Source organism: Serratia sp. Tan611 (assembly GCF_905188235.1).
Taxonomy (GTDB): domain Bacteria; phylum Pseudomonadota; class Gammaproteobacteria; order Enterobacterales; family Enterobacteriaceae; genus Serratia_B; species Serratia_B rhizosphaerae.
On record NZ_LR994655.1, the window covers coordinates 1,919,437 to 1,945,559 of the forward strand.

A 26,123-nucleotide genomic window follows, 5' to 3' on the forward strand; every position below is an offset into this window, starting at 1 on the left:
GGCCGGGAGCGGCGGATTACTGCGCGTTGCGCAGCGCGGTCACCCGCTGTTGCAGATCCGGCCAGGCGGCTTTGCCCGCCTGCTCGGTGCGCAGGTAGTTCAGCAACACGGCGATTTGCCGGTCGCTGAGGTGGCCGGCGAACGCCGGCATGGTGCCGAGCGCCGGCGTGGCGGGGGCGGCAATGCCGTTCAGCACCACGCGGATGGCGTTGTCGGGGCTGGCGTCGTTCAGGTTGGTATTGAGCGCCAGCGCCGGACGCACCCCGGCCAGCGGCGCGCCTTCCGACTGCGCATGGCAGGCCATACAGGCGCCGGAATACAGGCGTGCGCCCTCCGAGGCCAGCGTTTTTGCCTGCGCCTCACGGTGCAGCAGCTGCTGCACCGTGGCCGCGTCGTCGCCCGGCTGCGGCTGATTGAACGAGGCCAGATAGACGGCCATCGCCTGCAGATCCTCTTCCGGCAGCTGCGACAATCCCTCATTCACCACCGGGCCCATCGGGCCGGCGGCCACGCCGTGATTGGCGGAATAGCCGCTGCGCATAAAGCCCAGCAGATCGGCGTAATTCCAGCTAATCGGCGCGTTGGAGTGCGCGGTCAGCGCCGGCGCGTTCCAGCCTTCGGCGACGCCGCCGGACAGATGCGCCTTGCCGCCCTGTTCGGCAAACAGAATATTGCGCGGCGAGTGGCAGGCGCTGCAGTGGCCCAGCCCTTCGGTCAGGTAGGCGCCGCGGTTCCAGGCCTGGTCGTGCGCCGGATCGGGCTGCATGGCGCCGGGCTGCAGAACCAGCCAGTTCCAGGCGGCGATCCCCTGACGGATATTGAACGGGAAGTTCAGCCTGGTTTCCGGCGGCTGGTAGCGCACCGGCGGCTGCGACATCAGCCAGGCGTACAGCGCCTGCAGATCCTCATCGCTGGTGCGGGTGAAGGAGTTGTACGGGAACGCCGGGTACAGATAGTGGCCGTCGCGATCGACGCCGTGGCGCATGGCGCGCTCAAAGGCCGGATAGCTCCAGCTGCCGATGCCGGTTTCGCGATCCGGCGTGATATTGGTGGAGTAGATGGTGCCGAACGGGATCGTCATCGCCAGGCCACCGGTATTGCGTTCACCGCCGGGGCGGGTATGGCAGACGGCGCAGTCGCCGAGCGCCGCGAGCTTTTCGCCGCGGGCGATCTGTTCGGCGCTGAACGTCTGGTGATCCGTCTCCCTCAGCGGGGCGATGGACGGCTGCCAGCTGGCGATGCCGGCGCCAACTGCGGCGATGGCGACAACCGCAGCGCCCCAGCCGAGAACTTTTTTGCTTTTACTCTTCATGGTGGTTTCCTTGCCGTCGGGCGTCAGTGAGCGGAGGTCAGGGCCTGCAGAATGCGTTCGGGGGTGAACGGCACTTCCCGCAGGCGGACGCCCAACGCGTCAAACAGCGCATTGGCAATGGCGGCGGCGCTGGGCACCGAGGCGGACTCGCCGGCCCCCATCGGCGGCCGATCGGGGTTATCCAGCAGTTGCACATCCACCTCCGGCAGTTCGTCAAAGCGCAGAATCGGATAGCCGCCCCATTCCAGTGAGGTGGTGCCGGCGCCGTCAAAGGTGGCGAACTCCTTGAGCACGCGGCTGGTGGACTGGATCACGTTGCCGTGCACCTGATGACGCACGCCGGCCGGATTGACGATGCGGCCGCAGTCATGGGCGACAAACACCTTCTTCACTTTTACCTGTCCGGTGCGGCGGCTGACCATGACGTCGCACACCCAGGCGGCCCAGGCGGCGCCGAAGCCGGGGAATTTGCTGTGGAAATAGCGGGCGTAGGCGAAGCCGCGGCCGCTGACCCACTCCTGCGAGGCGGGCGCCGGATGACGGTGCGCGCGGCCGGGCTGCCAGTCGGCCTGTTTTTTCAGCGCGTCGATCAGCGCCAGCGCGCGTGGATCGTCAAGGTAGCGCAGGCGGTAGGCGATGGGATCGTCGCCCGCCAGATAGGCCAGCTCATCGATCCAGGACTCATGGGCGAACACGTTCGGCAATGCCGACACGCCGCGCATCCAGGAGGCGCGCACGATCGGTGCAGCATCCTGTGCCACAACGCGCATATGCGGGTAGCGATACTGCGGGATGGCGGTGCGATCGCCCATTTGCTGGACGTCAGCCTGATTGGCGACCTTGCCGCTGAGCACCAGCGCCAGCGTCACGGCGTTGTTGGAGGGATAGCAGGTTTTAAAATCATAGGCGGCCACCTGATGTGCGGCATCCAGCCCGCCGCGCACCCGGATCAGCTGCGCGGTGCCTTTTGGTTCCCAGCCGTTTTCCTGTTCGCGCATCAGCTGCACCCGCACCGGTTTGCCCACCGCCTGCGACAGCAGCGCGGCGTCGGCGCTTACGTCGTCAGCGCCGTTGCGGCCATAGCAGCCGGAGGCGTCCAGACGCTGGATATGCACCTGTTCGTCGGTCAGATCCAGCAGTTTGGCGATGTCCTTGCGCAGGTCGTGCGGATTCTGGCTGCCTGACCAGATCTCCGCCTGGCCGTCGCGCACGTCGGCGACCGCACAGGAAGGGCCGATGGAGGCGTGCAGATGGAAGGGCCACAGATAATCGGCGTTCACCGGCGTGGGCAGCGCGCTGATAATCTGCTCGATTCCGGCGTCGTCCTGCAGCATACGGTCCTGTTTCGGGTGCGTCGTCAGCGTATCGTGCAGGCCGGCGGCCAGATCGGGCAGCCCCTGCCAGTCGCGCCAGGTGACCCGCAGCTGGTTCATCGCCGCGATGGCCTGCTCTTCGCGCTCGGCGATCACGCCGATAAAATCGTTAATCACCACCAGCTTGACGATGCCCGGCAGGTGGGCGATAGATGCCGCATCGACGGACACCAGCGCCTTGCCGAGCGGCGCGCTGCTGTCGGCGCCGGCATACGGCGGGCGAATCACCCGGCCGTGCAGCATGCCCGGCACACGCACGTCGTGAACGTAGCTCAGTCCGCCGGTAACTTTGGCGGGAATATCCACGCGCGCTACGGGCCGGCCGACATAGCGGCTTTGGGCGTGCTCCTTCAGCGGCGCCGTGGTATCCAGCGGCAGGTGCAGATCCTGGCCGCGCGCCAGTTCGCCGTAGCTCAGACGGCGCGCGCGGTTGGCGCGCTCGAACACATAGCCGCGCTCGGCGGCCAGCTGTTTTTCCGGCAGGTTGAACGCCCGCGCCGCCAGCTGCAGCAGGTGTTGGCGTACCTGCGCCGCCGCCTGACGCAGCGGTATCGAGGTGACCTGGATGGTGGCGCTGGCGATGGTCGGCCCCTGATTCGGCGTGCGGCGCGTATCGCCGAGAATCATGGTGACGGCGGCCAGATCGACATCCAGCTCATCGGCGACGATTTGGCTGAGGGCGGTTTTCACCCCGGTGCCGAGATCGACGTGGCCGTTAAAGGCGGTGACTTTACCGTCGGCGGACAGCGCAATAAAACTGTCGACGCGGTCGGGCGGCGGTGAGGCCGGGCGTGGGGCCGGCGTAGCCGACAGGGCGTCGAATGAGACCGGCAACAGGCTGCTGACCATCACCAGTCCGCCGGCCTGCAGTAAACGGCGGCGGGTGATTTCCATGCTGTTCATCACGCGTTACCCCGCTCGGCCAGAATCTGTTTGGCGCGTTCCGCCGCCCGCAGAATTTCAATATGCGTGCCGCAGCGGCAAAGGTTGAAGGCCAGTTCTTGCTTGATGGTCTGTTCGTCGGCCTGCGGTTCGCGTTCAAACAGCGCCACCAGCGTCATGATCATGCCGTTGGTGCAGTAGCCGCACTGGGCCGCCTGTTCATCAATAAAGCCCTGCTGTACCGGATGCAGATGTTCGGCGTTGCCGATGCCTTCCAGCGTGGTGACCGATTTGCCGACCACGCTGGCGGCGTTAACGGAGCAGGAGCGGGCGGCGACGCCGTCGATCAGTACGGTGCAGGCGCCGCATTCACCCAGGCCGCAGCCGTATTTCGGGCCGTTCAGCGCCAGATCGTTACGCAGGATGTAAAGCAGGGGAGTGTCGCGGAGGCTATCGTCGAGCGGTATCATCCGTCCATTGATTTGGATGTTCATTGGGTATTTTCCTGGTCAATAAAATGCCGGCATCAATGCCAGCCAGTGCTAAAACGAGCTGATTTATCGAGTTATATGCGTTTGAGATAATACGTTAACTAATCGTTAATTAACTTAACAATTTGTGGGGAGTTGACGGGGAGCGGATGGATATTAAGGAGTATTTTATAGGGCGCGTTTATATGTTAAGCCCGCGGCCGACGTGACGTCAGCCGCGGGGAGAGGTTATGGCAGAATGCGCCGGCCGTCGGCGTCACGCAGATAGGTCAGCAGCGCGGTGCCGTCCCGATCGACGCGAAACTCGCCGTAACGCGCCTGAGCGAATCTATCGCCGTGCCCTTCCTGGAAAAAGTAGCTCGGCGTGCCGATCTGCAGCCCGGTGGGGGACAAATGGTACTGCATCAGGATTTGCTGTGGCTTCAGCGGTTCCCCGCGATAAAAATGCGCGTTGACCGCGTGCCGTTGCGCATCCAGTTCGACCACCAGTTGGCCACTGGTCGCCGGCGCCTGGCAGCCACCGACCCAGCAGGCTTGCTGCAGCTGGCGTACCTGCGCCCGTAGCGGCGCGGCCAGCGCATAGTCCAACGCCATATAGTCGCCCTGCATCAGCGAGCGCGGGTCGACCGGCGCCAGTTGCAGGATGACCACGCGGCCCTGTTTGAGCAGCCGTTCTTTTTGGTAAATCGACAGATTGACCAGCAGCAGCGCCGCCAGCACTACGGCGGCGGTCAGCCATTTGATGACGGATTTAGTCTGCATGGTTACCTCCCTGCGCCTGCCATTGTTTGACCCACATTGCCAGCAGCAACAGCACGACGCCGCTGACCATCAGCAGCAGCGCTTTGTGCAACAGCGAGATGCCGAGGAAGTAGTACCAGTCGCTCAGGTACAGCAGCAGATAGCCGCCCGCCGTCGCCAGCAGCAACCGGCTGCCCAGATAACGCGCGGTCAGCAACAGCAGCAGCCCCAGACCCAGGCCGGGAGAGAACAGGGCGATAACGCCGCAGAACAGCGCCGCAGGCAGGTAGACCGGCACCGCGTCGGCGGCGGTGCGCTGCGTATAGGCCAGCGCGCTGCCGATCAACCCCACGGCGATGCCGATGCCGAGCATGGTCGCCAGCATGGTGCTGCCGGAGGACGGGCCGAAAATATCGCTCAGCAGGTTGTGGTGGATAGCGGCCAGACACAGCGCCATCAGCCCGGCGGGAATGCCGTAGCGCCATGCGCCGTCGCCCGTCGCCGGCCGCGATGCGTTGCGGATAACCTGTTGCAGCCAGCCGGCCAGCAGCAGTGCGACCAGCAGCGCCGTCAGGCCGATAGCCAGCGCCGACGGCAGATAGCGGCTGCTAAAATAGCCCAGCGACTGTACCAGCAGAAAGACCCCGAGGCAGACCGCCATCAGGCGATACAGCGCGTTTGGCATCGCCCACGCCATGACCGCCAGTACCGGCAGGAAACACAGCATTTTCAGCATGATGCTGGGTTGCGCATAGTCGTCGCCGATCAACATAATCGCCAGATAAAAGCCGTAGGTGGCGGCGATGGCCCAGGCCATACCAATCTGCTGCTGACCGATCGTCGGTTTGCGCAGCCACAGAGCGGCCGGCACGGCCAGCAATGCCGAGTAGAACGCCAGTGAAGCGCCGTTGAGCGATCCAAGCATGCCAACCGCATACAGCACCAGAACGAGCAGCATCAGGATAATCATCGCCGCCAGCCAGCCGCCCAGCGTCAGCGCGAAGCGCAGATACCAGGGCAGCCGTTCGGAATGGTCGAAATTTGCCACGGCCGCTGCCTGCCGGGCGTTCAGCAACTGGCGCTGTTGCAGTGCCTGCAGCAGCGCGCCGACCTCATCCGGTGCGATATCCGGCGCCTGTTGCGGGTACATCTCACGCCGCCAGCGCAGCAGGCACGCTCCGCACAGCGTCAGCCACAGCGCCATCAGGCCGCAGATCAACATCGGGTGGCCGACCCCCCAGGCGATAAGCAGCAGAGCTTCGGTCTCCCAAGAGAAGTACAGCAGCTGCAGAATCACTACGCCGCCCACCACCATCAGGCTGGCCATGCCGAGGGTCAGCATGCACAGGTCCGGTCGGCGGTGGCGGTAAAAGACGTAACCTATCAGGAGCAACAGCGCCCAGGGTACGATTATCAGACGGTTGTCCGCGCTGCTCCAGTCCAGCACCGTGCCGGCCACCCAGAAGGTGAGTGTCAGCAGCAGGTAGCCGGCCATCAGGCGCGACGGCCAGCGCTTGGCCAACCACGATGTCGGCTGCCGGCGGCGCGCGGCGCCGGCCAGGGCCTCGCGCAGTATCAGGCACAGCAACTGAGCGGCGAGGTAGGCGTACAGCAAGCCGTCTGCTGACCAGGGGAAGCGTTGCCAGGCGTTGTCGCCAATCAGCAGTAACGCCTGGTTGGCGTAGTAGAACTGAAAGGCAAGATTGGCGACCGCCCAGGTGCAGATCCACAGGCCGTTCTGACGCCCCAGCAGCGCCAGCGGCAGCAGCACCAGCGCCCAGGCGCGGAACAGTTCCCAGCTGTCGGCGCCGGTCTGATAAGTTTGTCCGTACAGCGCCAGCAACCCGCCGAAACTCAGCCCGACAGCCAGCAGCGCCATACGCGCCAGCGTCTGTCGCCAGCGCCAGCAGACGACGATCGCCAGTGCCAGAATCCAACCTTCCACCAGGGCGAATTTCGCCATCTTGGGCATGGCCGCCCAGTTCCAGGCGATAAAGAAAATTATCCCGCAGACCAGCGCCAGCAGGCCGAGCAGCGTGAGCGCACCCAGCAGAAAATGACGCCAGCCGGGGAGATCGGGGCGCACGCCGCAGTACAGCAGAATACGTTGATAGGCGCTAGCGGACAGCCTGTCGCCATCCGGCGATGAGCGTTGCAGTGCGCCGAGCGTGCGGCACACATGTTCTGCCGCGCCGGAAGGCATGCGGGCAGGGTGATACGACGAATCCATACAGACTTCCTTGCCGTGGTGACGATTGACCCGGCGGAGCATAAACCCCCGCCGCTGTCGGTTAAAAATGCGCTGCAGATGCCGTGCTCGCAGCGCCGTGCTGAACTACCAGTTTACCTTATTAATCACGATCGTGCGGCTGGTGAGAGCGATGGGACAACGCGGCGCTCGGATATTTGCTGTAAAAGGCGCATCTGAACTGAGTTCTCTCCGTACCTACGGCGGAGAAAATACGGCAGCATGACGGGAAGGGACGATTGACGGGAGATGATGGATGGATACTTTCACTCGCCTGGCCGCTGCTTACCCGGAATGCTGGCTGGGGTTACTGATGCTGTCGGGCTGGGCCGTCGGCAGCGTGATGAGCCGGGTGGCGCGGCAGCTGCCACTGTTACTGGAACACCGCTGGCGGCAAGCTGCGCTGCGGCAGTTGAATTTACCTGCGGCGGATGAGGAGGTGGCGTTATGGCGGCGTGTGGGCAAACGTATGCCCGGAAGTGGCTGCTCGCCGGCTGCGCTGGCGCATGCGCTGCTGTTTATGTTGGTGGGACTGTGGCAGCCGCCGGGATGGCCGCTGTTGGCGCTGCTGCTGTTTTGCACGCTGGTATTAACGCTGTCGATTATTGATTTCAATACAATGCTGTTGCCGGATGTGTTGACGCTGCCTCTGCTGTGGTTGGGCCTGTTGTGCAATCTGAACGGCTGGTTTGTACCGTTGGAGCAGGCGGTTATCGGCGCCGCTGCCGGCTATATGGCGCTGTGGCTGCTGTTTTGGCTGTTCAGACTGGGCAGCGGTAAAGAGGCGCTGGGCTACGGCGATTTTAAACTGACGGCGGCATTGGGCGCCTGGTGCGGCTGGCAAAGCCTGCCGAACCTGCTGCTGCTGGCGGCAGGCGGCGGCCTGGCGTATAAACTGTTGCGATACGGCTGGAATAAGCATAGCGCGCAACAGCCGCTGGCGTTTGGCCCCTGGCTGGGGATGAGTGGACTGGTAAATTTGCTGTTTTTTATTGTGCCGATAAATTATTAACGCATTATCGGCGATGCGTATCAGGCATAATTATAAAAAAAACAGATCCATCGGATCTATATATTTCACGGCTAAATACATAACGTTTTTTTTAGTTTTCTGTTAACAATAAAAACGCATGGCGATTGTTGTCGGGAAAAACAGGACTTTTCTTATTTAACGTTTTATTCCTGCATTCGTTAATGATTCTCACCACCCTGACGCGATCTCTTTACGCCTGTAATCACGCGCCCTGCCTGATATCGTCTGGGGAAAATCTTAATAATCAGAATGCTGGTGTTAACGGTCAAAGCAGGCGTGTTGAAATATTTCCTTACATATTTTCAATTCCTTTCATATGTCATAGCTTTTTAAACTTATGTCTATAGGTATTTGTCCTAATTATTTTCTTCGCGGCGGACTGAAAGGATTTCCGGTATTCATAATATTTATGAAAGTTTTTATCGGTGCCGCCAGCGAGCGAAGGTAAATAATTTTTTTGGGGCGAACGCCATATTGGCGTAATTAAGTCAGCCTGCACGCAGGCTGACGAGTTTATCAGATACAGGATTGGGGAAATACGCCCATGTTGTACGGTTTATTGCCAGAGACCATTGGCTTGACGTATCCGCTTTATTTCAGGACGGCAGCCTGTTCGCCAGGGCGCCGCGTGCGGCCGAGAGTACGGTGTCGGTCAGGCGTCGGGCCGCCGTTATTCTCCACGCCTCCTACCCACGCAAAACTTCAGACCGCAGACACAGGGCTAATCGGGTCAGGCAACCGATCGGCCGGCGATGTCTTGGGTTAAGCCGCGGGAAGCGCCGCTTAACCCTGCAGAGAGTGCCCCATGGAATGGGATTTACGCTATACGCTAACAAAACGCGCCGGTAGGGAGAAGTCTGCCCGGCGTCAGCAAACAAGGAAGAGCATTATGACAACGCATTTAGCCTATTGGCTGCGACGCTTGAGCCCCGATAGCATGCGGACGGCTGCCGGGACGCTGTTGAGTCTGGATGATATGCCGCTGAAGTGTGCACCGTCGTGGCCGGATAGTCAGTCGGACGGTAATCAGAGCTGCGGTTTTTCGTCCCAGGAGTCACCTTTTGCCAGGATTACGGATATGACGGAATGTGAGTGCTCAGCGCTGTTGGATCAATTCACCCTGGATATTACTGCGAAAGCGCAAACCAGACAGCTCGATCCGGTATTGGGCCGTGATGCCGAACTGCGTCAGATCGTTGATGTGCTTTCCCGCCGGCGTAAAAACAACCCGATCCTGGTTGGCGAACCGGGCGTTGGCAAAAGTGCGCTGGTGGAAGGGCTGGCGCAGCGTATTGTGGAAGGCAATGTGCCGGACGGTCTGAAAAATATGCGTATCCGCAGATTGGATGTGGCGCTGCTGCAGGCGGGGCCTGGCGACCTTTCTGCTTTCACGCTGCGGCTGCTGCAGCTGGTTGACGCCATACGCCGTTCGCCGCAGCCGATACTGTTGCTGATTGACGAGGTGCATACGCCGGTGGGCGTCGGCGAGTCGGCCGGCAGTGAAGAGGTGCTCAAGATATTGAAGCCGGCGCTGATGCAGGGAGAGCTGCGCCTGATTATTACCGCCAACCGGCAAGAGTATCAGCAGCATGTCGAGTGGGACACGGCGCTGGGGCACTGCCTGCAGAAGGTCAGCGTCGATGAACCGGATGATGAGACCGCCTGCCTGATGCTGCGGGCGCTGAAAGAGCGTTACGCCCAACACCACGGCGTCTACATCCAGGACTCGGCGCTGAAGGCGGCGGTGGTGCTGTCGCGTCGCTATCTGTGCGGCCGTCAACTGCCCGATAAGGCGGTGGATCTGTTGGATATCGCCAGCGCCCGGGTGCGGATGAGCCTGGAGGTCGAACCTGCGCCACTGACGCAGATCCGCGCGGAACTGGCGGCGCTGGCGATGGAGCAACAGGCGATTGAACAGGACGAGGCGCAGAGTGACGAGGTCGATCCGGCGCGGCTGGCGGATATCTGCGACCGTTGCCAGTGGCTGCTGCAGCAGCAGGCAAGTCTGGAGCAGCAGCTGCGGCAGGAGCAGCTGCTGGCGCGGCAACTGCTGACGGCCCGGCAGGCGGAGCGCAGCGATGAATGCATGGTGTTGCAGCAGCAGTTGGCGGCGCTGCAGGCGTCCGTTCCTCTGTTGTCGCTGGATGTGGACGCCCGCATGGTGGCGACGGTCATCGCCGACTGGTGCGGCATTGAGCTAAGCAGCCTGTTAAAGGATGAGCGCAGCTGTTTGCTGCAGCTTGAACAGCGCCTGACCGAGCAGGTGATCGGACAGGAGTCGGCAATGAGCGCGCTGGCGCAGCGACTGTATACCGCCTTAACGCAGCTGCGGCTGGAGAATGGGCCGCTGGGGGTATTTTTACTGCTGGGGCCGGCTGGCGTGGGCAAAATGGCGAGCGCGCGGGCGCTGGCCGAGAATCTGTTCGCGGACGATGCCTCACTGTTGACCCTCAATATGGCGGAGTATCAGGAAGCGTGCGCGGTGAAGCATCTGATCGGGGGGCATGGCGAGCAGGCGGAGGAGGAGGGGACGTTAACCGAAGCGGTGCGGCTGCGTCCTTACAGCGTCGTGCTGCTGGAAGAGGTGGAAAAGGCCCATGGCGAGGTGTTGAAGTTGCTTTGTCAGCTGTTTGAGCGCGGTTCTCTGCGTGACGGCCAAGGGCGGCTGATTGATTTTCACCATACGGTGTTCCTGATGAGCAGCGAGCTGGGGCGCGAGCAATTGCATCAGCAACTGGCAACGCAGCCCGATGCGACGGACGCCGAGCTGAGCACCGCGCTGCAGCCGATCCTGCGCGCGCGCTTTCAGCCGGCGCTGCTGGCTCAGGCGCAAGTGCTTATCTACCGTCCGCTGGACGTCGAGGCATTGCGGCGGATTGTCGCCAGCAGGCTACAGCAGATTATGCAGCGGCTGCGGCAGCGTTACGATCTGCGCTGCGTTGTCGATGACAGCCTGAGTGATGCGCTGGTGTCGGCCGGCCTGCAGGCGGAGGGCGGCGTGCGCCATATCGACAGCGTGTTGAATCAGCAGATTTTGCCGACGGTCTCACGCCAGTTGCTGCAGCGCCTGGAGGAGCATCGCAAGCCGCAGCAGCTGCAACTGGCTTATGACGCACGGCAGGGCGTTGTGCTGAATTTTGACGTTGGTACGGGCTATCAGTGCTGAGGCGCCGGGGAGAAAACGGAGGCGTCATAACGATTTGTACACTGCCTGCGGCAATATTCGTATATATTGCCGTTTGCATCTGATTGTTACAGCGTCCTTCTCTATTTTTACGGCATTCACATATGAAACCTATTTCCGGGAATACCTGCGCCGCTGCGGTGGCGCTGCTGCCTGTTTTATGGCCGGCGATCGCCGGCGCGGCGTCAGGGGCCGATGACGAGGCGACCGTGGTGGTTACGGCCAAGCGCAGCGGCCTGTCTGAACTGAGTACGCCGGCGGCGGTCAGCGTGGTTAACGGCGAGCAGTTGCGCGACGCCAAACCGCAAATCAACCTGTCGGAGAGCCTTGGCGTCGTGCCCGGACTGCAGGTGCAAAACCGCCAGAATTACGCGCAGGATCTGCAGCTGTCGGTACGCGGTTTTGGCGCGCGCTCAACCTACGGCGTACGCGGCGTGCGGATTTATGTTGACGGAATTCCCGCCACCATGCCGGACGGACAGGGGCAAACCTCAAATATCGATTTGGCGTCGGCCGATAAAGTGGAAGTGCTGCGCGGGCCGTTCTCCGCGCTGTATGGCAACGCCTCCGGCGGGGTGCTCAACGTTGAAACGCAGACCGGCCGCCAGCCGAACCGCGTTGAGGCGGGCATGTACGCCGGCAGCTATGGATCCTGGCGTTACGGCCTTAAGGCCAGCGGCGCCACCGGCGACGGCAGTCAGGCCGGCGACGTCAACTATGCCGTATCCGCGACGCGTTTTACCACCGAAGGCTTCCGCGAGCACAGCGGCGCGCGTAAAAATCTGGGCAACGCCAAACTGGGCGTGCGTCTGGATGATGCCAGCACCCTGACGCTGCTGTTTAACAGCGTCGATATCAACGCCGACGATCCCGGCGGCCTGACGCGGGAAGAGTGGCAGGATAATCCGCGCCAGGCGCCGCGCGCCGAGCAGTTCAATACGCGAAAAACCGTGTCGCAGACCCAGGGCGGCCTGCACTATCAGCGACAGTTCGGCGACAGCGATGATCTGAGCGTGATGATGTATGCCGGTGAACGGGAAACTACCCAGTACCAGTCGATACCGGTATTTGTCCAGCAGCGCAGTGCCCAGCAGCCCGGCGGGGTGATTGTGCTGGCGCGCCACTATCAGGGCATTGATACGCGCTGGACGCACCGCGGCGCCATCGCCGCCGTGCCCTATACCCTGACCGGCGGCCTGAACTACGAAACCATGACGGAACAGCGCAAGGGCTATGAAAACTTTGCCGAGGTGAACGGCGTGCAGCAGCTGGGTGTGAAGGGCAATCTGCGCCGTGACGAGCGTAACCTGATGTGGAACCTCGACCCGTATCTGCAAAGCTCCTGGCAACTGACGCCGCGCCTGACGCTGGACGCCGGCGTGCGATTCAGCACCGTCAACTTTGACTCCAATGACCACTTTATTACCCCCGGCAACGGCGATGACAGCGGCAACGCCCGCTATCACCAGTGGTTGCCCGCCGGCGCACTGCGCTATGCGCTGGCGGACGGCTGGAATATTTATGCTGCCGCCGGACGCGGTTTTGAAACGCCGACCATCAATGAGCTCTCTTACCGGCCGGATGGCACAGCCGGCATGAACTTCGATCTGCAGCCGGCCGTCAGCGATACGCTGGAAGTGGGCAGCAAAACCCGCATCGGCAACGGGCTGCTGACCGCGGCGCTGTTCCAGACCGATACCCGTAATGAGATCGTCACCGCCAACAGCAGCAACGGACGCAGCAGCTACAAAAACGCCGGCCAGACACGCCGCCGTGGCCTGGAGTTGGCGCTGGACCAGCAATTTGGCGAGGCGTGGCGGTTAAACATGGCGTGGACGCTGCTGGACGCGCGCTATCGCGACGATATTTGCGGCGATGCCGCCTGCTCGGCGGATAAGTTTATCGGCCGCGGCAACCGTATTCCGGGCATCGCCCGCAATATGGGTTACGCCTCGCTGGCGTGGGCGCCGGAACAGGGCTGGTATGCCGGCGCTGAAGTGCGTTATATGAGCGATATCCAGGTGAATGACGCCAACAGCGCCCAGGCGCCGTCTTATACTACCGTTGGTCTGAACAGCGGTTACCGTTATCCGCTGGGCAACTGGCTGGTCAACGTTTTTGGCCGGGTCGATAACCTGTTTGACCGTGACTACGTGGGCTCGGTGATCGTTAATGAAGGCAACGGGCGCTTCTATGAACCGGCGCCGGGGCGTAATTGGGGCGGCGGCGTAAGCGTTTCCTATTCGTTCGAATAATAGCCGATAGCATGCCGGACGGTCGGCATGCTATATTAATACTGCCGCTCAAAAAATAAGCGGAACTATGGGCCAATGCTGGAAAAATAAATTTTTTTACATTTAAGCAACGCAGACTGGCGTATTGTCATTATACTGTAATCATCTGGCGGTAGTTTTCACACGGTGCACAGCCCGAGGCTGTAAATAACACTGCGGGGATCGCTAATGGTAAAGTCCTGGTTGGGGCTACAAAGAAAAAATAACATCACCTCCCTGATTTCTCGTTGTAACGAGGGTTCTCTCTCCGACTCTCTTTTTCTCGCTACTTTCTACCCTGTCACGCGCAACGCCATACTTGCTCATTCCGTTTATTTAGTCTCTTCGTCCGGTGAATCTCGGCATAATAACGCGGCCGCAGGTTTACTTTATCCATTGGCTTGTCCCCGCTCTTTTCGGGCCGTCGCCCGCAGGGCCGAGATATATATTGGCTTGAAGGAGGCCAAAACCTAATACGTGTGTGAAACATTCATCGCGCGTGAATAACGCTGCGGTAGGTGAAACAAACTGTAAGGTGCCACTATGGGAAGACAGAAAGCAGTGATCAAAGCACGTCGTGAAGCGAAACGCGTAATTCGTCGTGACGCTCGCAGTCATCGCCAGTTGGAAGAAGAAAGCGTGACTTCGCTGGTGCAAATGGGTGGCGTTGAGTCTATCGGCATGGCGCGGGATAAGCGCGATAGCTCACCCATCGAGGCGCGAACCGAGGCTCAGGGTCATTACTTGTTAGCCATAGAAAATAAACAGTTGATCTTTGCCACCGGCGAAGCCGGGTGCGGCAAAACCTTTATCAGTGCGGCGAAAGCGGCGGAAGCGCTGATTCATAAAGAAGTGGATCGCATTATTGTCACCCGTCCGGTGTTGCAGGCGGATGAGGATCTTGGCTTTTTGCCGGGGGATATTTCCGAGAAGTTTGCCCCTTATTTCCGCCCGGTGTACGACATTCTGCAGCGTCGGCTGGGATCGTCTTTCCTGCAATATTGTCTGCGGCCGGAAATCGGCAAGGTTGAAATTGCACCTTTCGCCTATATGCGCGGGCGGACATTTGAAAACGCGGTGGTGATTCTGGATGAAGCGCAGAATGTTACCACCAGCCAGATGAAAATGTTCCTTACCCGTCTGGGGGAAAACGTGACGGTGATCGTCAACGGCGATATTACCCAGTGCGACCTGCCGCGCGGGGTAGAGTCGGGCCTGAATGATGCGCTGCAGCGTTTCGAGGAAGATGAAATGGTCGGTATTATTCGCTTTGATAAACAGGATTGCGTACGTTCCGCACTGTGTCAGCGTACGCTGCACGCCTACAGCTAACCTCCCGCTAACCCGAGTAAAAAGGCCGCTATGCGGCCTTTTTTATTGCCGGCGAACAATCTGCACTTTGTTGAGTTATTGTGTAATTTTTTGTGGTTTATTGTATAGAAAATCATTTCTACACTGTTGATGATGATTGGCTGTACACCTTGCCGTCTCGCGGCAAGGAACGGGTCCTGCGCCGGCCTGGCTCAGGGATGGCTATGTATATTATTCTGATGAAAAACAATGAAATATATCGTTTTAATTCTGTTTATTTTATGCGTGGTTTATGTGCATTATCGTGGTCGGGTTCGTTACGGTTTCTGGCGCCAACTGGCTGACCATTCGACCTTCACCGCACCGTTGAACGTTTTTATGTACCTCTTTTCCCGCGTGCCTACCACGCCGTATCTGCCGCAAGAGCTGTTCCCGGAGTTACAGGCGCTGCGCGACAATTGGCAGACCATCCGTGATGAAGGCCGCCAGCTGATGGCAATCCAGCAAATCAAAGCGTCCGATAAATATAATGACGCAGGCTTTAACTCCTTCTTTAAAACCGGCTGGAAGCGCTTTTATCTGAAATGGTATGAGGACAGCCATCCTTCGGCGATGACGCTGTGTCCGCAGACCACCGCGCTGCTGCGCACGCTGCCGTCGGTCAAAGCTGCGATGTTTGCCGAGCTGCCGGACGGCAGCCGCCTGCCGCGTCACCGCGACCCTTATGCAGGCTCGCTGCGCTATCACCTGGGGCTGATTACGCCGAACGACGACCGCTGCTTTATCGAGGTGGACGGCAAGCGCTACAGCTGGCGCGACGGTGAGGACGTGCTGTTTGACGAAACCTATCTGCACTACGCGGAAAACAAAAGCGGGCAGAACCGCCTGATTTTGTTCTGCGATATTGAACGGCCGATGCGCTACCGCTGGACGCAGCGGGTGAACCACTGGCTGGGACGCCATCTGATGAGCGCCGCCACCGCGCCGAATGAAGCGGGCGACCGTACCGGCGGCGTCAACAAAGCCTTCAAGTATATCTACGCCATCCGTCGGGTAGGAAAACGGCTGAAGGCCTGGAATAAAACGGTGTATTACATCATTAAATGGCTGCTGTTCGGCGGTATCGCCGTGGGGATTTTCTGCGCGCTGTAGCCGGCGGAAAAACAAAAGGGCTGAACGTGGCGTTCAGCCCTTTTTTCATGCCGTTATCGTCGGGATCAGGCGAAGATGGTCAGCATATAGGCGGCGAACAGCGCCAGGTGGGCGGTGCCGTTCAGCACGTTGGTGCGGCCGGTGGAGAAGGAAATCTGGCACAGGATCAGCACCGTCAGCATTACCACCATATGCGGCGCCTGCAGGCCGAAGATCAGCGTCTGGCCGGTCAACGTGGCGATAATGGTTACCGCCGGCACCGTCAGGGAAATAGTCGCCAGCACCGAACCGAAGAACAGATTCATGGCGCGCTGCACCTGGTTGTTCAGCACGGCGCGCAGGGCGCCCAGGCCTTCCGGCGACAGGATCAGCAGCGCTACCAGGAAGCCGGTGAACTGAGCCGGCGCGTTCACTTTGGTCAGCAGGCCTTCCAGCGGGCCGGCATTGAATTTGGTCACCGCGATCACCGCCACCAGATGCACCACCAGCCAGGCGGCGTGCCACAGGCTGCTGTGGGAGGACGGTTTTCCGTGGTGCGGGTCGCCATCGTCGTCTTCATGCTCGTAGACAAACAGATTTTGGTGCGTTTTCGTCTGGATCAGCAGGAACACGCCGTACATGGCGGCGGAGATCATGGCGACCAGCAGCGACTGGCCGGTGCTGAAATTGCCGCCCGGCAGGGCGCTGGGCAGCACCAGCACGATCACCGCCAGCGGGAAAATCGCCATCAGATACTGTTTGATGCCGCCGAGGTTGACGTACTGGGTGGCGAATTTACGTCCGCCCAGCAGCAGGGCAAAGCCCACCAGACCGGCGGTGACGATCATGATGATGGAATATAGGGTGTCGCGCATCAGGGCCGGCGCAGCATCGCCGGTCGCCATCAGCGCGGAGATCAGGCTGACCTCCAGGATCACCACCGACAGGCTGAGGATCAGCGAGCCGTAGGGTTCGCCCAGGCGGTGGGCCAACACGTCGGCATGGCGCACGACGCTGAAGGCGCTGCTCAGAATACCGAACAGAGCGAGAATATTAATGCCGACGATCAGCGGGAAGTTGCTGGTGTCGCTCCACAGGTTCAAGACAACCAGCGCAGCGATCGGAAAAATCAGGGAATACTCGGTATGGCGGGATTTAGATCGGCCAGGATCGTGTTGCGACTTCATGGATGGTACGTCTCCTTTCTCGAACTGCAGGTTCCCGGCTGTGTGCTAATCATCTGTATAACCGACGATTTCGCGTATCACGGAAGATACTTAATCATAGGATATGCTGACTGGATTGCACCGTGGGAATAGTGATGTTGTGGTGTTATGAGCAAGAAAAAACTTGCTTTATGTGACATAGGGTAACAAAAAAACCGCAGGGGATGCGGTTTTTTTTACTTACTTTTACGCAGCTAAGCGATTTTTTATCATTAACCCGCTAAAAAAATCAGTTAACGAAGAATTTCCTCGTCAATACACGCAGGTTGAACGTATCAGGAATCAATATTGTCCATGATTTCATGGCGTGTCTCATGATAACCCTCTTCATTTAGCCCCTCACGCCAGTAAGGTACTGCATAAAGCTGATTACGCTCACATTGACGCTCGCGGCGAAGGTAGCGACGCAGGGTAACCACCAGTTGATCCTCGCCGGCCAGCCAGAAATGCGTGCGGCCGGCGGGCAGTGGCTGCGCGCAGAACTGGGTAATCAGCGCTGCGGTTTTATCGGTGCCGCCGATAATCCAGCTCAGCTCAAAACCGGCCGGTTTGCGCAGGTCGAGGGCATCGGCGCTGCTGTCGACGCGGATAAAGGCGTGTCCTTCGCTGCGCGCCGGCAGATTTTCCAGCAGGGCGGCGATGGCCGGCAGCGATGAGGGATCGCCCGCCAGACAGTAAAAGTCAGCCTCCGGCAGCATCGGTTTCGGCCCGCCGGGATTGCTGATGCCGATGATGTCGCCGGCTTTGGCGTTACGGGCGAAGCTGACCGCCGGGCCGTTATGGTCGTGCATGGCGAATTCAATATCGATTTCACCCTGTTCCGGGCGAATGGCGCGTACGGAGTAGGTGCGCACCAGCGGGCGTACGGCGTCTGCCGCCCAGACCGGGCCATTTTCGGTCAGGCGCGGTAGATCGGGCTGGCTTTGCCCGGCGCGCGGCAGAAAGACTTTGATATGCGCCGCGGCGGCGTTGGCCGGGTAATACTGTAAATCGTCGGCATAAAAGGTGATGCGACGCAGGTGCGGCGTTACGTCATGAACGCGGGCAACGCTGATTAAATAGGGGGCGCGGGTGCGGGGTGCTTCGGTAGTCACGGCGTTCTCCTGTTGTCGTTGTGGCGGCAGTATACCACGACCATTGATAATGAGAATCGTTGCCAATTAATGGCGCACCGTTTGCCAAGGCCGTGGTTTACTTCCCGAATAACGTTGCGGGATATTTTGCCCGGTGGCGTTGAGCCGATATATGCGGTTTATCTGTCTGGCTGGCAAGGGGGGAAATATTATTGCTGCTGTGTACAAATACTTTTGCCGGCTAAAAAGCGCCGCAGACTTGATTGCCGCTGCGGAAAAGAATAGTGTCATTATCTGGCGGACAAATAGTGAACTAATAAAATTCCGTACAGATAGCGATATGTTTAAATCAGTGGCGAAGGGGAGCGCTGGTGCTGCTACCCGGGAGGTTGATCGGTGTTAACGCGAGATTTTCTGCAACAGGCAGATTGCAAAACGGCATTTGGTACGATTGAAGAGACGCTGTTGCTGACGCCGGAACAGCGGGCAGAATCGCTGGCGCACACGCTGGCGCAGCGGCCGGACAGCGGCCCGGTCTGGGTCTTTGGCTACGGCTCGCTGATGTGGAACCCGATTTTTGAAGCGGAAGAGGTGCAGCCCGCTACCCTGCAGGGTTGGCACCGGGCGTTCTGTCTGCGCCTGACCGCCGGGCGCGGCACCCAGCATCAGCCCGGGCGCATGCTGGCGTTGAAAGCCGGCGGGGAGACAAGCGGCCTGGCTTTCCGCCTGCCGGAAGCGCATCTGGATGACGAGCTGGCGCTGCTGTGGAAACGTGAAATGGTGACCGGCTGTTATCTGCCGACCTGGTGTGAACTGGCGCTGGACGGCGGCCGGAAGATCACCGCGCTGGCGTTTGTGATGGACGCGCAACATCCGCTGTTTGAAGCGGACACCTGTCATCAGGTGGTCACGCCGCTGATTGCCAGCGCCAGCGGCCCGCTGGGCACCAACGCCCAGTATCTGTTTGCGCTCGACCGCGAATTGAAAAACCACGGCATGCGTGATGACGCCATTGGCGAGCTGGCCAGCAGCGTGCGTCAGTGGCTGCAGCAGCATACGCCGGTTGCCGGCTGAAGCGACGACGCGTTTGATTATATCCAATCTCTATATTTAATAACCATCAGCAAGGGCGGTAAATAAACCGCCCTTTATTTATGGTTATCTATCTCGTTATTTTTCCTGACTTTTTATTGCCCTCGTTTTTTACACCGACAGGATGCGGCGTTTGCTTGGCGACTTATCGTGAAAAAGCATAACTAAAGGTTATTTCTTATTTGTGAGCCTGCCGCCGTCCCCGTATCAATATTGGGAAATCGTGTGCAATGGGGGACAGGATGAATTTCCAACAATTAAAAATTATTCGGGAATCGGCCCGTCGTAATTACAATCTGACCGAAGTGGCCAATACCTTATTTACTTCGCAGTCGGGGGTCAGTCGGCATATTCGCGAGCTGGAAGAAGAGTTGGGCATCGAAATATTTATTCGCCGCGGAAAACGCCTGTTGGGGATGACTGAACCGGGCAAGGAATTGCTGGTGGTGGCCGAGCGTATTTTGAACGACGCCAATAATATTCGCCGGCTGGCGGATGTGTTCAGCAGCAACGACAGCGGGCAGCTGCATATCGCCACCACCCATACTCAGGCGCGCTACAGTCTGCCGCGGGTGATTAAGGAGTTCCGCACGCTGTATCCGCGCGTACGGGTGGTGCTGAATCAGGGTACGCCGGAAGAAATTGTCGCCATGCTGGCTTCCGGGGAGGCGGATATCGGCATTGCCAGCGAGCGTCTGATGAACGATGACGCGCTGGCGGCGTTTCCGTATTACCGCTGGCACCACGCAATTCTGGTGCCGGAAAACCATCCGTTGACGCAGGCAGGGCCGCTGACGCTGGAGCAGTTAAGCACCCAGCCGCTGATTACCTACCGGCAGGGGATTACCGGGCGTTCACGCCTTGATGCGGCGTTTAAGGCGGCGGGGCTGACGCCGGACATCGCCCTCAGCGCGCAGGATTCCGACGTAATTAAAACCTATGTGGAGCTGGGACTGGGGGTAGGAGTGCTGGCCGATATGTCGTACGAGAAAGAGCGCGATCGCGGGCTGGTCAGCCTCAATGCCGAACACCTGTTTGAGCCGAATACCGTCTGGCTGGGGCTTAAGCGCAGCCAGCTGCAGCGCAACTACGCCTGGCGTTTTATTCAGCTGTGCAATCCGACGCTGACGCTGACGGAGATTAAAGATCAGGTGTTTTCCGCGCAGCTTGAACCGGTGATTGATTACCAGATTTAAGTTTTCTGATTGGCGGGAGCATGTGCCCCCGCCGTGGTTCCGCCGGGTTAGGCCTGGCAGCCCATCAGTTCGGGCAGGACGCCCGGCTTGGCCTTCAGTTTTTCCTGTACCGTATCCGGCAGACCGGCCCATAAAATCAGGCCGCTGCGTTTTTCCACTTCGCTGACGGTGGTGCGGAACTGGCAGAAGTCAGCGTCGCGCGGGGTATTCTGATCAAAGATAAAGGCGGCGTAGTGGTTCACCTCCGGGCTGTTGTTGATAAAAATCACCTTCCAGTAGCCGCTGGGAATGGTGTGTGATTTGTCGGTGCCCGGCAGTTTGCCGATCTCGCGCTCATACAGCGGGCCGGTGACGGTATACACCGAACTGACGTCGGCGCGGGCGATCAGTTTGCGTTCCTGTTCTTCCAGCGCCGCCCAGGATCCCTGATTGAGCGCGGATTTTTGCGGCGTGATATTGGAGAGATAGTTCAGCGATTCCCAGTCCGACACGTTCGCCAGCGAGGCCAGCGGCGCCTGATGGCCGCGATCCACCTGCAGCGCGGCGTTGGCGCCGGTGTAGTCGGCCGGGGCCAGAGTGTCCTGCGGCTCCAGCGCGGGGTCGGTTTTCCAGCTGCGGCTTTTGCCGCTGGCCAGCGTATCTTTGGTGATGTGGTAGGCCACCCAGTTGGCGAATTTGGTGCTGCTGTTGTTATTCAGCGTGTAGGCGTGGCGCACGATTGACACGTTGGTGCTGCTGCCGGTCGGGCAGCCGACGGCGCAGTTGTCGATTGATTCGGGCGTAGCGGCGAAGGTTTGCGCGCTGACGAGTATGGCGAACAGGGAGAAAAGTTGGTTCAAACGCATGGTGGCATCCTCAAATAAGTTAAGAAATACTGTATTTATTTACAGTGTTTTTTAACCTATCGCAGCGTTATGAATACAACAATGCAACACATTGATATTGGTGATGTGTTGTTGGGGATACATAAAAGAGAGGCGTTGAGGCGAAAAAAAACCGCCCCGGGAGGGGCGGTTGAGGTAGCGTTTTACCGTACCAGATGCAGGAAGTGCAGGTGCTTCTCATACTGGTCGAGAATATCGTGGATGATCTGTTCTTGCGTCCAGCCCATCACGTCATAATCCTGGCCGCCTTCCTTCAGGTGGATTTCCGCACGGTAGTACTTGTGCTCTTCGTCCCGCTCTTCATCGTTCAGCCCCGCCAGGGCGAAGGCCGGCTGAATATAGGCGCGCAGACGCACTTCATACACAAAGTTCAGGTCGTCGCCTAAATCCACTTCAAAGCGAATACGGTCGTCCTGCGAGTCGTCGATGGAGGATTCGGTGCTCTGTTTTACCAGCTCGGCTTCCACCAGCGTCATCGCCGGGTGCACCACTTCGCTGACAAAGCGCTTCACGTGCGAGCGTTTCGGGAAGTAGGCGATATTGCGCAGGCGTCGCTGCCAGGAGATCGGGTTGCGCGCAGCGGTCGGTGCGATGGTGGTGGTGGTCTGGCTGTCGCGCTTATGGGCGTCGACCCGCAGCGCTTTCAGCAGCCCGTAAATCGAGATCAGCAGGATGATGGAGAACGGCAGGGCGCTGGCGATGGTGACCGTCTGCAGCGCGCTCAGGCCGCCGGCAACCAGCAGTGCAATCGCCACTACGCCCATCAGCGCGGCCCAGAAGATACGCTGCCAGATTGGCGTTTTGTCGGAACCGCCCGAAGCCAGCGTATCAACCACCATAGCGCCGGAGTCCGCCGAGGTGACGAAGAACACCACCACCATCGCCATGGCGATAAACGACAGGATATTGGCGAACGGGAAGTGCTCAAGGAAGTTAAACAGCGCCAGCGAGACGTCGGTCTGCACCGTTGTCGCCAGATCGCGCGCGCCTTCAGCCATAATCAGATGGATGGCGCTGTTGCCGAAGAAGGTCATCCACAGCAGGGTGAAGCCGGCCGGAACAAACAGCACGCCGGTAACGAATTCGCGGATGGTGCGGCCGCGGGAAACGCGGGCGATAAACATACCGACAAACGGCGACCAGGAGAGCCACCAGCCCCAGTACAGCAGCGTCCAGCCACCCAGCCAGTTGCTGGATTTCGGTTCGTAAGCGTACAGGTTAAAGGTTTTGCTGACGATTTCAGACAGGTAGCCGCCGGTATTTTCCACAAAGGATTTCAGCAGCAGCACGGTCGGGCCGAGGATACCGACCAGCACCAGCAGCAGGATCGCCAGGCTGAGGTTCAGTTCGGACAGGATGCGGATGCCCTTGTCCAGCCCGGATACCACCGACAGCGTCGCCAGCCCGGTGATCACCACGATCAGCACCACCTGCACCGTTTCATTGATCGGCAGGCCGAACAGATGGTTCAGGCCGGCGTTGACCTGCAGCACGCCGTAGCCCAGCGAGGTGGCGACGCCGAAAACGGTACCGATAACGGCGAAGATATCCACCGCATGGCCCAGCGGCCCGTAGATGCGGTCGCCGATAATCGGGTACAGCGCCGAGCGCAGCGTCAGCGGCAGGCCGTGACGGTAGCTGAAGAACGCCAGGATCAGCGCCACGATGGCGTAAATCGCCCAGGCGTGCAGGCCCCAGTGGAAGAAGGTCAGACGCATGGCCTGTTTTGCCGCCTCCACCGTTTCCGGCGTGCCGACCGGCGGAGAAAGGTAGTGCATCACCGGTTCGGCGACGCCGAAGAACATCAGGCCGATCCCCATACCGGCGGAAAACAGCATGGCGAACCAGGAGACATAGCTGAAGTCCGGCTGGGCGTGATCCGGCCCCAGCTTGATGTTGCCGTAACGCGACAGGCCCAGATAGGTGACGCTGAGCAGAATCAGCGCGACCGCCAGGATGTAGAACCAGCTGGCGTTGGTGAATATTCCTTGTTGTAGTGCTTTGAATTTACGATCGGCCAGCTCGGGATAGAGCGCGGCAAACGCCACCAGGACGATGATCAGTGCGGCGGAAATGAAAAATACCGGAGGATTGATATGGCTACGACGTGCCACGTTTTCAGTGTCGTTTTGGCTCATAGAATACCTTCTAGTCCGTTAGGGAGTGATATCCCCTTTATGCTTGAAACTGCATCTGTGTTGCCGACGGTTGCACCCAAATTATTGCTTCATTGAGATGCGCTCCCTTACCGTCGTGATGCAAGTCCAAATTATCTGGGATAAAGCGAGTAGTTGGAAATAACAACTCCAGAGAAAATAGCGTGAGTACGCCAGAAAAATAGTGCTGGAGGAGTATACACTAAAATTGACATAACTTGAATTTACGGGCTTTGAGGTTTTTTAACTTGTTGTTTTTAAATTGAAATGAAGGTTGCCTGTCGACAATGCCGACAGGCGGTGGCCATCAGAAACGCCAGAAGGTGCGGGAGCATAAAATCAGAATCGGGTAAATCTCCAGGCGTCCCAGCAGCATGGCGGCGCACATCAGCCATTTGGCGGGATCGGAGAGCGTGCCGAAGCCGGCCGCCGTTTCGCCAAATCCCAGGCCCATATTGTTGATGCAGGCGGCGACGGTAGCGAACGCGGTCATCATGTCATAGCCCATCAGGTTCAGCGCCCAGACGAACAGACAGCTGAACAGCACGTACAGAAAGAAAAAGCTCCATACCGATCGCAGTACGCGATCGTGCACGGAGGCGTCGCCAACCTTGATGGTGAAAATGGCGTTGGGGTGCACCAGCTGGTTGACCTCGTGACGGCTCACTTTATACATAATCAGAAAGCGCAGCGCTTTAATCCCGCCGCAGGTTGAGCCCACGCAGCCGCCGAAGAAACTGGCGCCGAGCAGCAGCAGGATGGCGTTGGTCGGCGTTTTGGCGTAGTCGGCGGTGGCGAGGCCGTTATCGGTCATCATTGAACTGGTGAGGAAAAAGCCGTGCACCAGCGCGTCTTTGATGCCGTACATCCCGGAGCGGTACAGTTCGGCCACCACAATGGCCACGATGATGGCCAGAACCAGCAGGAAAAAGCGCAGTTCGGGATTGCGGAGGAGCGGCTTCAGGCTGCGGCGGCTGATGGCGACGAAGAACAGGGTGAAATTGATGGCCGCCAGCACGGAGAAAATGCCGCCGACCAGCTCGATCGGCGTGCTGTCGAAATAGCCCAGGCTCTCATTACGGGTGGAAAAACCGCCCAGCGACACGGTGGACAGCGCGTGACACAGGGCATCGAACCAGGGCATGCCGGCCAGGCGAAACGCCAGGGTGCACAGTAACCCGAGTCCGAGATAAATCAGCCACAGATTTTTGGCCGTATCGGCCAGGCGTGGCGTCAGACGCTCCTCTTTAAACGGGCCGGGCATTTCCGACTGATACAGTTTGGCACCGCCGATCCCCAGCAGCGGCAGCACCGCCACCGCCAGTACGATAATCCCCAAACCGCCGACAAAATTCAGCTGTGCGCGATAGTAAAGGAAAGACTTCGGCACCGAGGAGACGTCGTTCAGCACCGACGCGCCGGTAGTGGTGATACCGGATATCCCCTCGAACATCGCATCCACCAGGCTGATGTTTATCGTATCGTCGAGCCACAGCGGCAGGGCGCTGATAATGGAAAACAGCAGCCAGAACAGCACGATGATCAAAAAGCCGTCCTGGGTGCGCAACTGCACCTTCGACTGGCGGCTACTGAACCAGCCGAGGCCGCCGACCGATGCGGCGATCACCAACGTATAGAAAAAAGAGAAGATGCTTTTTTCTTTGTAGAGCAACGCCATTAATAACGGGGGAATCATGGAAAGGCTGTAGAGAACCACCAAAAAACTGCAAAGATGAACAACAATAACCAGTTGTTTTGTTTTAACCATGCTTGCGCCCGGGTTGCCGAAGGACTGTGCGTCAACACATTGATAGAAGTAGATATAGAATAGCGCGGACGATATAAAAATATCATAAAAATTATGTTATCTGCGTTTGTCCCGGCGCGGGTAGCGTCAGCGGCTCAGGTTACTCAGCGCCAGCAGCGCGCCGAACGTGATTAACAGCCCGCCGAACAGACGGTCGATGCCGCTGCGCAGGCGCAGAAAACGCGTGCTGATGGCCGGGGAGGAAAAGAACAGCGCCACGGCGCCAAACCACAGTATATGCGTCACCGAGATAAACAGCCCGTAACCGATCTGCACCGTCAGTGAGCTTTGCGGGTTAACCACCTGCATAAACAGACTGACGATGAAAATGGTGGTTTTGGGGTTCAGCACATTGGTCAGAAACCCGGTTTTCAGTGCGCGCCATTCACCGATGTTGTGCGCAGGCGTTGCGGCGGGAGCCGGCGCCGTCGCCGCATGACGATACATCTGCAGGCCGAGATAAATCAGGTAGGCCGCGCCGATAAATTTCAGCACGGTGAATAGCCACAGCGAACGCTGAATCAACAGGCCGACGCCAACCAGCGTGTATCCCACATGGACCAGTACGCCAAGACCGATACCCAGCGCGCAGTAGAGTCCGGAGGCGCGTGAGCCGGTCAGGCTGTTGCGCGATACCATGGCGAAATCCGGGCCGGGGCTGATAACGGCGAGTAAAGTCAGGGTGACGACGGCAATAAGTTCAGTCATAG

Annotated in this window: 18 protein-coding genes; 7 read left to right on the top strand and 11 right to left on the bottom strand. The window is 59.3% G+C overall.

Annotation, left to right across the window (positions count from 1 at the left end):
• Positions 1–16 precede the first annotated feature (16 nt).
• The 5 genes from TAN611_RS09005 to TAN611_RS09025 form a co-directional block, all read right to left on the bottom strand.
• Complete coding sequence (locus TAN611_RS09005; RefSeq protein WP_203067565.1) at positions 17–1,312, bottom strand: cytochrome c; 1,296 nt, start codon at positions 1,310–1,312, stop codon at positions 17–19.
• A gap of 23 nt (positions 1,313–1,335) precedes the next feature.
• Positions 1,336–3,588 carry a molybdopterin cofactor-binding domain-containing protein gene (locus TAN611_RS09010; RefSeq protein ID WP_203067772.1) on the bottom strand — a complete coding sequence of 751 codons (2,253 nt, stop codon included), beginning with the start codon at positions 3,586–3,588 and terminating at the stop codon, positions 1,336–1,338.
• Positions 3,588–4,061 (bottom strand): (2Fe-2S)-binding protein, encoded by a 474-nt coding sequence (locus tag TAN611_RS09015; protein ID WP_105230600.1) that lies wholly within the window; start codon positions 4,059–4,061, stop codon positions 3,588–3,590. The genes TAN611_RS09010 and TAN611_RS09015 overlap by 1 nt, the downstream gene beginning before the upstream one ends.
• A 225-nt stretch (positions 4,062–4,286) precedes the next feature.
• Positions 4,287–4,820 carry a GDYXXLXY domain-containing protein gene (locus tag TAN611_RS09020; protein ID WP_105230601.1) on the bottom strand — a complete coding sequence of 178 codons (534 nt, stop codon included), beginning with the start codon at positions 4,818–4,820 and terminating at the stop codon, positions 4,287–4,289.
• On the bottom strand, positions 4,810–7,029 hold the full coding sequence (locus TAN611_RS09025) for a DUF2157 domain-containing protein (RefSeq protein ID WP_203067566.1): 2,220 nt from the start codon (positions 7,027–7,029) through the stop codon (positions 4,810–4,812). The genes TAN611_RS09020 and TAN611_RS09025 overlap by 11 nt, the downstream gene beginning before the upstream one ends.
• A gap of 274 nt (positions 7,030–7,303) precedes the next feature.
• Here TAN611_RS09025 and TAN611_RS09030 point away from each other — a divergent pair, with 274 nt between their 5' ends.
• The 5 genes from TAN611_RS09030 (at position 7,304) to lpxO (ending at position 16,000) form a co-directional block, all read left to right on the top strand.
• Entirely contained in the window at positions 7,304–8,059 is a 756-nt protein-coding gene (locus TAN611_RS09030) for an A24 family peptidase (RefSeq protein ID WP_203067567.1), read from the top strand.
• A gap of 910 nt (positions 8,060–8,969) precedes the next feature.
• Entirely contained in the window at positions 8,970–11,246 is a 2,277-nt protein-coding gene (locus TAN611_RS09035; RefSeq protein ID WP_105230604.1) for an AAA family ATPase, read from the top strand.
• A gap of 122 nt (positions 11,247–11,368) precedes the next feature.
• Positions 11,369–13,519 (top strand): TonB-dependent receptor PqqU, encoded by a 2,151-nt coding sequence (gene pqqU / locus TAN611_RS09040; protein ID WP_105230605.1) that lies wholly within the window; start codon positions 11,369–11,371, stop codon positions 13,517–13,519.
• Between the two features lie 561 nt (positions 13,520–14,080).
• Positions 14,081–14,869 (top strand): phosphate starvation-inducible protein PhoH, encoded by a 789-nt coding sequence (gene phoH / locus TAN611_RS09045; RefSeq protein WP_105230606.1) that lies wholly within the window; start codon positions 14,081–14,083, stop codon positions 14,867–14,869.
• 228 nt (positions 14,870–15,097) lie between these two features.
• Positions 15,098–16,000 carry a lipid A hydroxylase LpxO gene (gene lpxO, locus TAN611_RS09050; RefSeq protein ID WP_203067568.1) on the top strand — a complete coding sequence of 301 codons (903 nt, stop codon included), beginning with the start codon at positions 15,098–15,100 and terminating at the stop codon, positions 15,998–16,000.
• Positions 16,001–16,065: 65 nt separating this feature from the next.
• Here lpxO and chaA read toward each other — a convergent pair whose 3' ends face one another.
• Positions 16,066–17,166 (bottom strand): sodium-potassium/proton antiporter ChaA, encoded by a 1,101-nt coding sequence (chaA, locus tag TAN611_RS09055; protein ID WP_105230608.1) that lies wholly within the window; start codon positions 17,164–17,166, stop codon positions 16,066–16,068.
• A 314-nt stretch (positions 17,167–17,480) separates the two neighbouring features.
• Complete coding sequence (locus TAN611_RS09060) at positions 17,481–18,299, bottom strand: siderophore-interacting protein (RefSeq protein WP_111737336.1); 819 nt, start codon at positions 18,297–18,299, stop codon at positions 17,481–17,483.
• A gap of 375 nt (positions 18,300–18,674) precedes the next feature.
• On the opposite strand from TAN611_RS09060, the gene TAN611_RS09065 reads away from it, so the two are divergent.
• Entirely contained in the window at positions 18,675–19,352 is a 678-nt protein-coding gene (locus TAN611_RS09065) for a gamma-glutamylcyclotransferase (RefSeq protein WP_105230611.1), read from the top strand.
• Between the two features lie 260 nt (positions 19,353–19,612).
• A complete protein-coding gene (gene cbl, locus TAN611_RS09070) occupies positions 19,613–20,566 on the top strand; it encodes an HTH-type transcriptional regulator Cbl (protein WP_105230612.1) in 954 nt (317 codons plus the stop codon).
• Between the two features lie 47 nt (positions 20,567–20,613).
• Here the strand turns inward: cbl and TAN611_RS09075 are convergent, their stop codons facing one another.
• The 4 genes from TAN611_RS09075 to TAN611_RS09090 form a co-directional block, all read right to left on the bottom strand.
• Positions 20,614–21,411, bottom strand: coding sequence for a DNA/RNA non-specific endonuclease (locus TAN611_RS09075; RefSeq protein WP_203067569.1), 798 nt, complete (start codon positions 21,409–21,411; stop codon positions 20,614–20,616).
• A 182-nt stretch (positions 21,412–21,593) separates the two neighbouring features.
• Positions 21,594–23,588 (bottom strand): choline BCCT transporter BetT, encoded by a 1,995-nt coding sequence (locus TAN611_RS09080; RefSeq protein ID WP_105230614.1) that lies wholly within the window; start codon positions 23,586–23,588, stop codon positions 21,594–21,596.
• A 325-nt stretch (positions 23,589–23,913) separates the two neighbouring features.
• Entirely contained in the window at positions 23,914–25,374 is a 1,461-nt protein-coding gene (locus tag TAN611_RS09085) for a TrkH family potassium uptake protein (RefSeq protein WP_203067570.1), read from the bottom strand.
• A gap of 126 nt (positions 25,375–25,500) precedes the next feature.
• Entirely contained in the window at positions 25,501–26,121 is a 621-nt protein-coding gene (locus tag TAN611_RS09090) for a LysE family translocator (protein ID WP_187043308.1), read from the bottom strand.
• Between the last annotated feature and the right edge of the window lie 2 nt (positions 26,122–26,123).

Excerpts from the sequence above, each read along its gene's own strand:
- lpxO (WP_203067568.1), top strand. The coding sequence starts at position 15,098 with ATGAAATATATCGTTTTAATTCTGTTTATTTTATGCGTGGTTTATGTG.
- TAN611_RS09035 (WP_105230604.1), top strand. The coding sequence starts at position 8,970 with ATGACAACGCATTTAGCCTATTGGCTGCGACGCTTGAGCCCCGATAGC.
- TAN611_RS09015 (WP_105230600.1), bottom strand. The coding sequence starts at position 4,061 with ATGAACATCCAAATCAATGGACGGATGATACCGCTCGACGATAGCCTC.
- TAN611_RS09020 (WP_105230601.1), bottom strand. The coding sequence starts at position 4,820 with ATGCAGACTAAATCCGTCATCAAATGGCTGACCGCCGCCGTAGTGCTG.
- TAN611_RS09025 (WP_203067566.1), bottom strand. The coding sequence starts at position 7,029 with ATGGATTCGTCGTATCACCCTGCCCGCATGCCTTCCGGCGCGGCAGAA.
- TAN611_RS09005 (WP_203067565.1), bottom strand. The coding sequence starts at position 1,312 with ATGAAGAGTAAAAGCAAAAAAGTTCTCGGCTGGGGCGCTGCGGTTGTC.
- phoH (WP_105230606.1), top strand. The coding sequence starts at position 14,081 with ATGGGAAGACAGAAAGCAGTGATCAAAGCACGTCGTGAAGCGAAACGC.
- TAN611_RS09085 (WP_203067570.1), bottom strand. The coding sequence starts at position 25,374 with ATGGTTAAAACAAAACAACTGGTTATTGTTGTTCATCTTTGCAGTTTT.
- cbl (WP_105230612.1), top strand. The coding sequence starts at position 19,613 with ATGAATTTCCAACAATTAAAAATTATTCGGGAATCGGCCCGTCGTAAT.
- TAN611_RS09030 (WP_203067567.1), top strand. The coding sequence starts at position 7,304 with ATGGATACTTTCACTCGCCTGGCCGCTGCTTACCCGGAATGCTGGCTG.
- TAN611_RS09090 (WP_187043308.1), bottom strand. The coding sequence starts at position 26,121 with ATGACTGAACTTATTGCCGTCGTCACCCTGACTTTACTCGCCGTTATC.
- TAN611_RS09075 (WP_203067569.1), bottom strand. The coding sequence starts at position 21,411 with ATGCGTTTGAACCAACTTTTCTCCCTGTTCGCCATACTCGTCAGCGCG.
- pqqU (WP_105230605.1), top strand. The coding sequence starts at position 11,369 with ATGAAACCTATTTCCGGGAATACCTGCGCCGCTGCGGTGGCGCTGCTG.
- chaA (WP_105230608.1), bottom strand. The coding sequence starts at position 17,166 with ATGAAGTCGCAACACGATCCTGGCCGATCTAAATCCCGCCATACCGAG.
- TAN611_RS09010 (WP_203067772.1), bottom strand. The coding sequence starts at position 3,588 with ATGAACAGCATGGAAATCACCCGCCGCCGTTTACTGCAGGCCGGCGGA.
- TAN611_RS09080 (WP_105230614.1), bottom strand. The coding sequence starts at position 23,588 with ATGAGCCAAAACGACACTGAAAACGTGGCACGTCGTAGCCATATCAAT.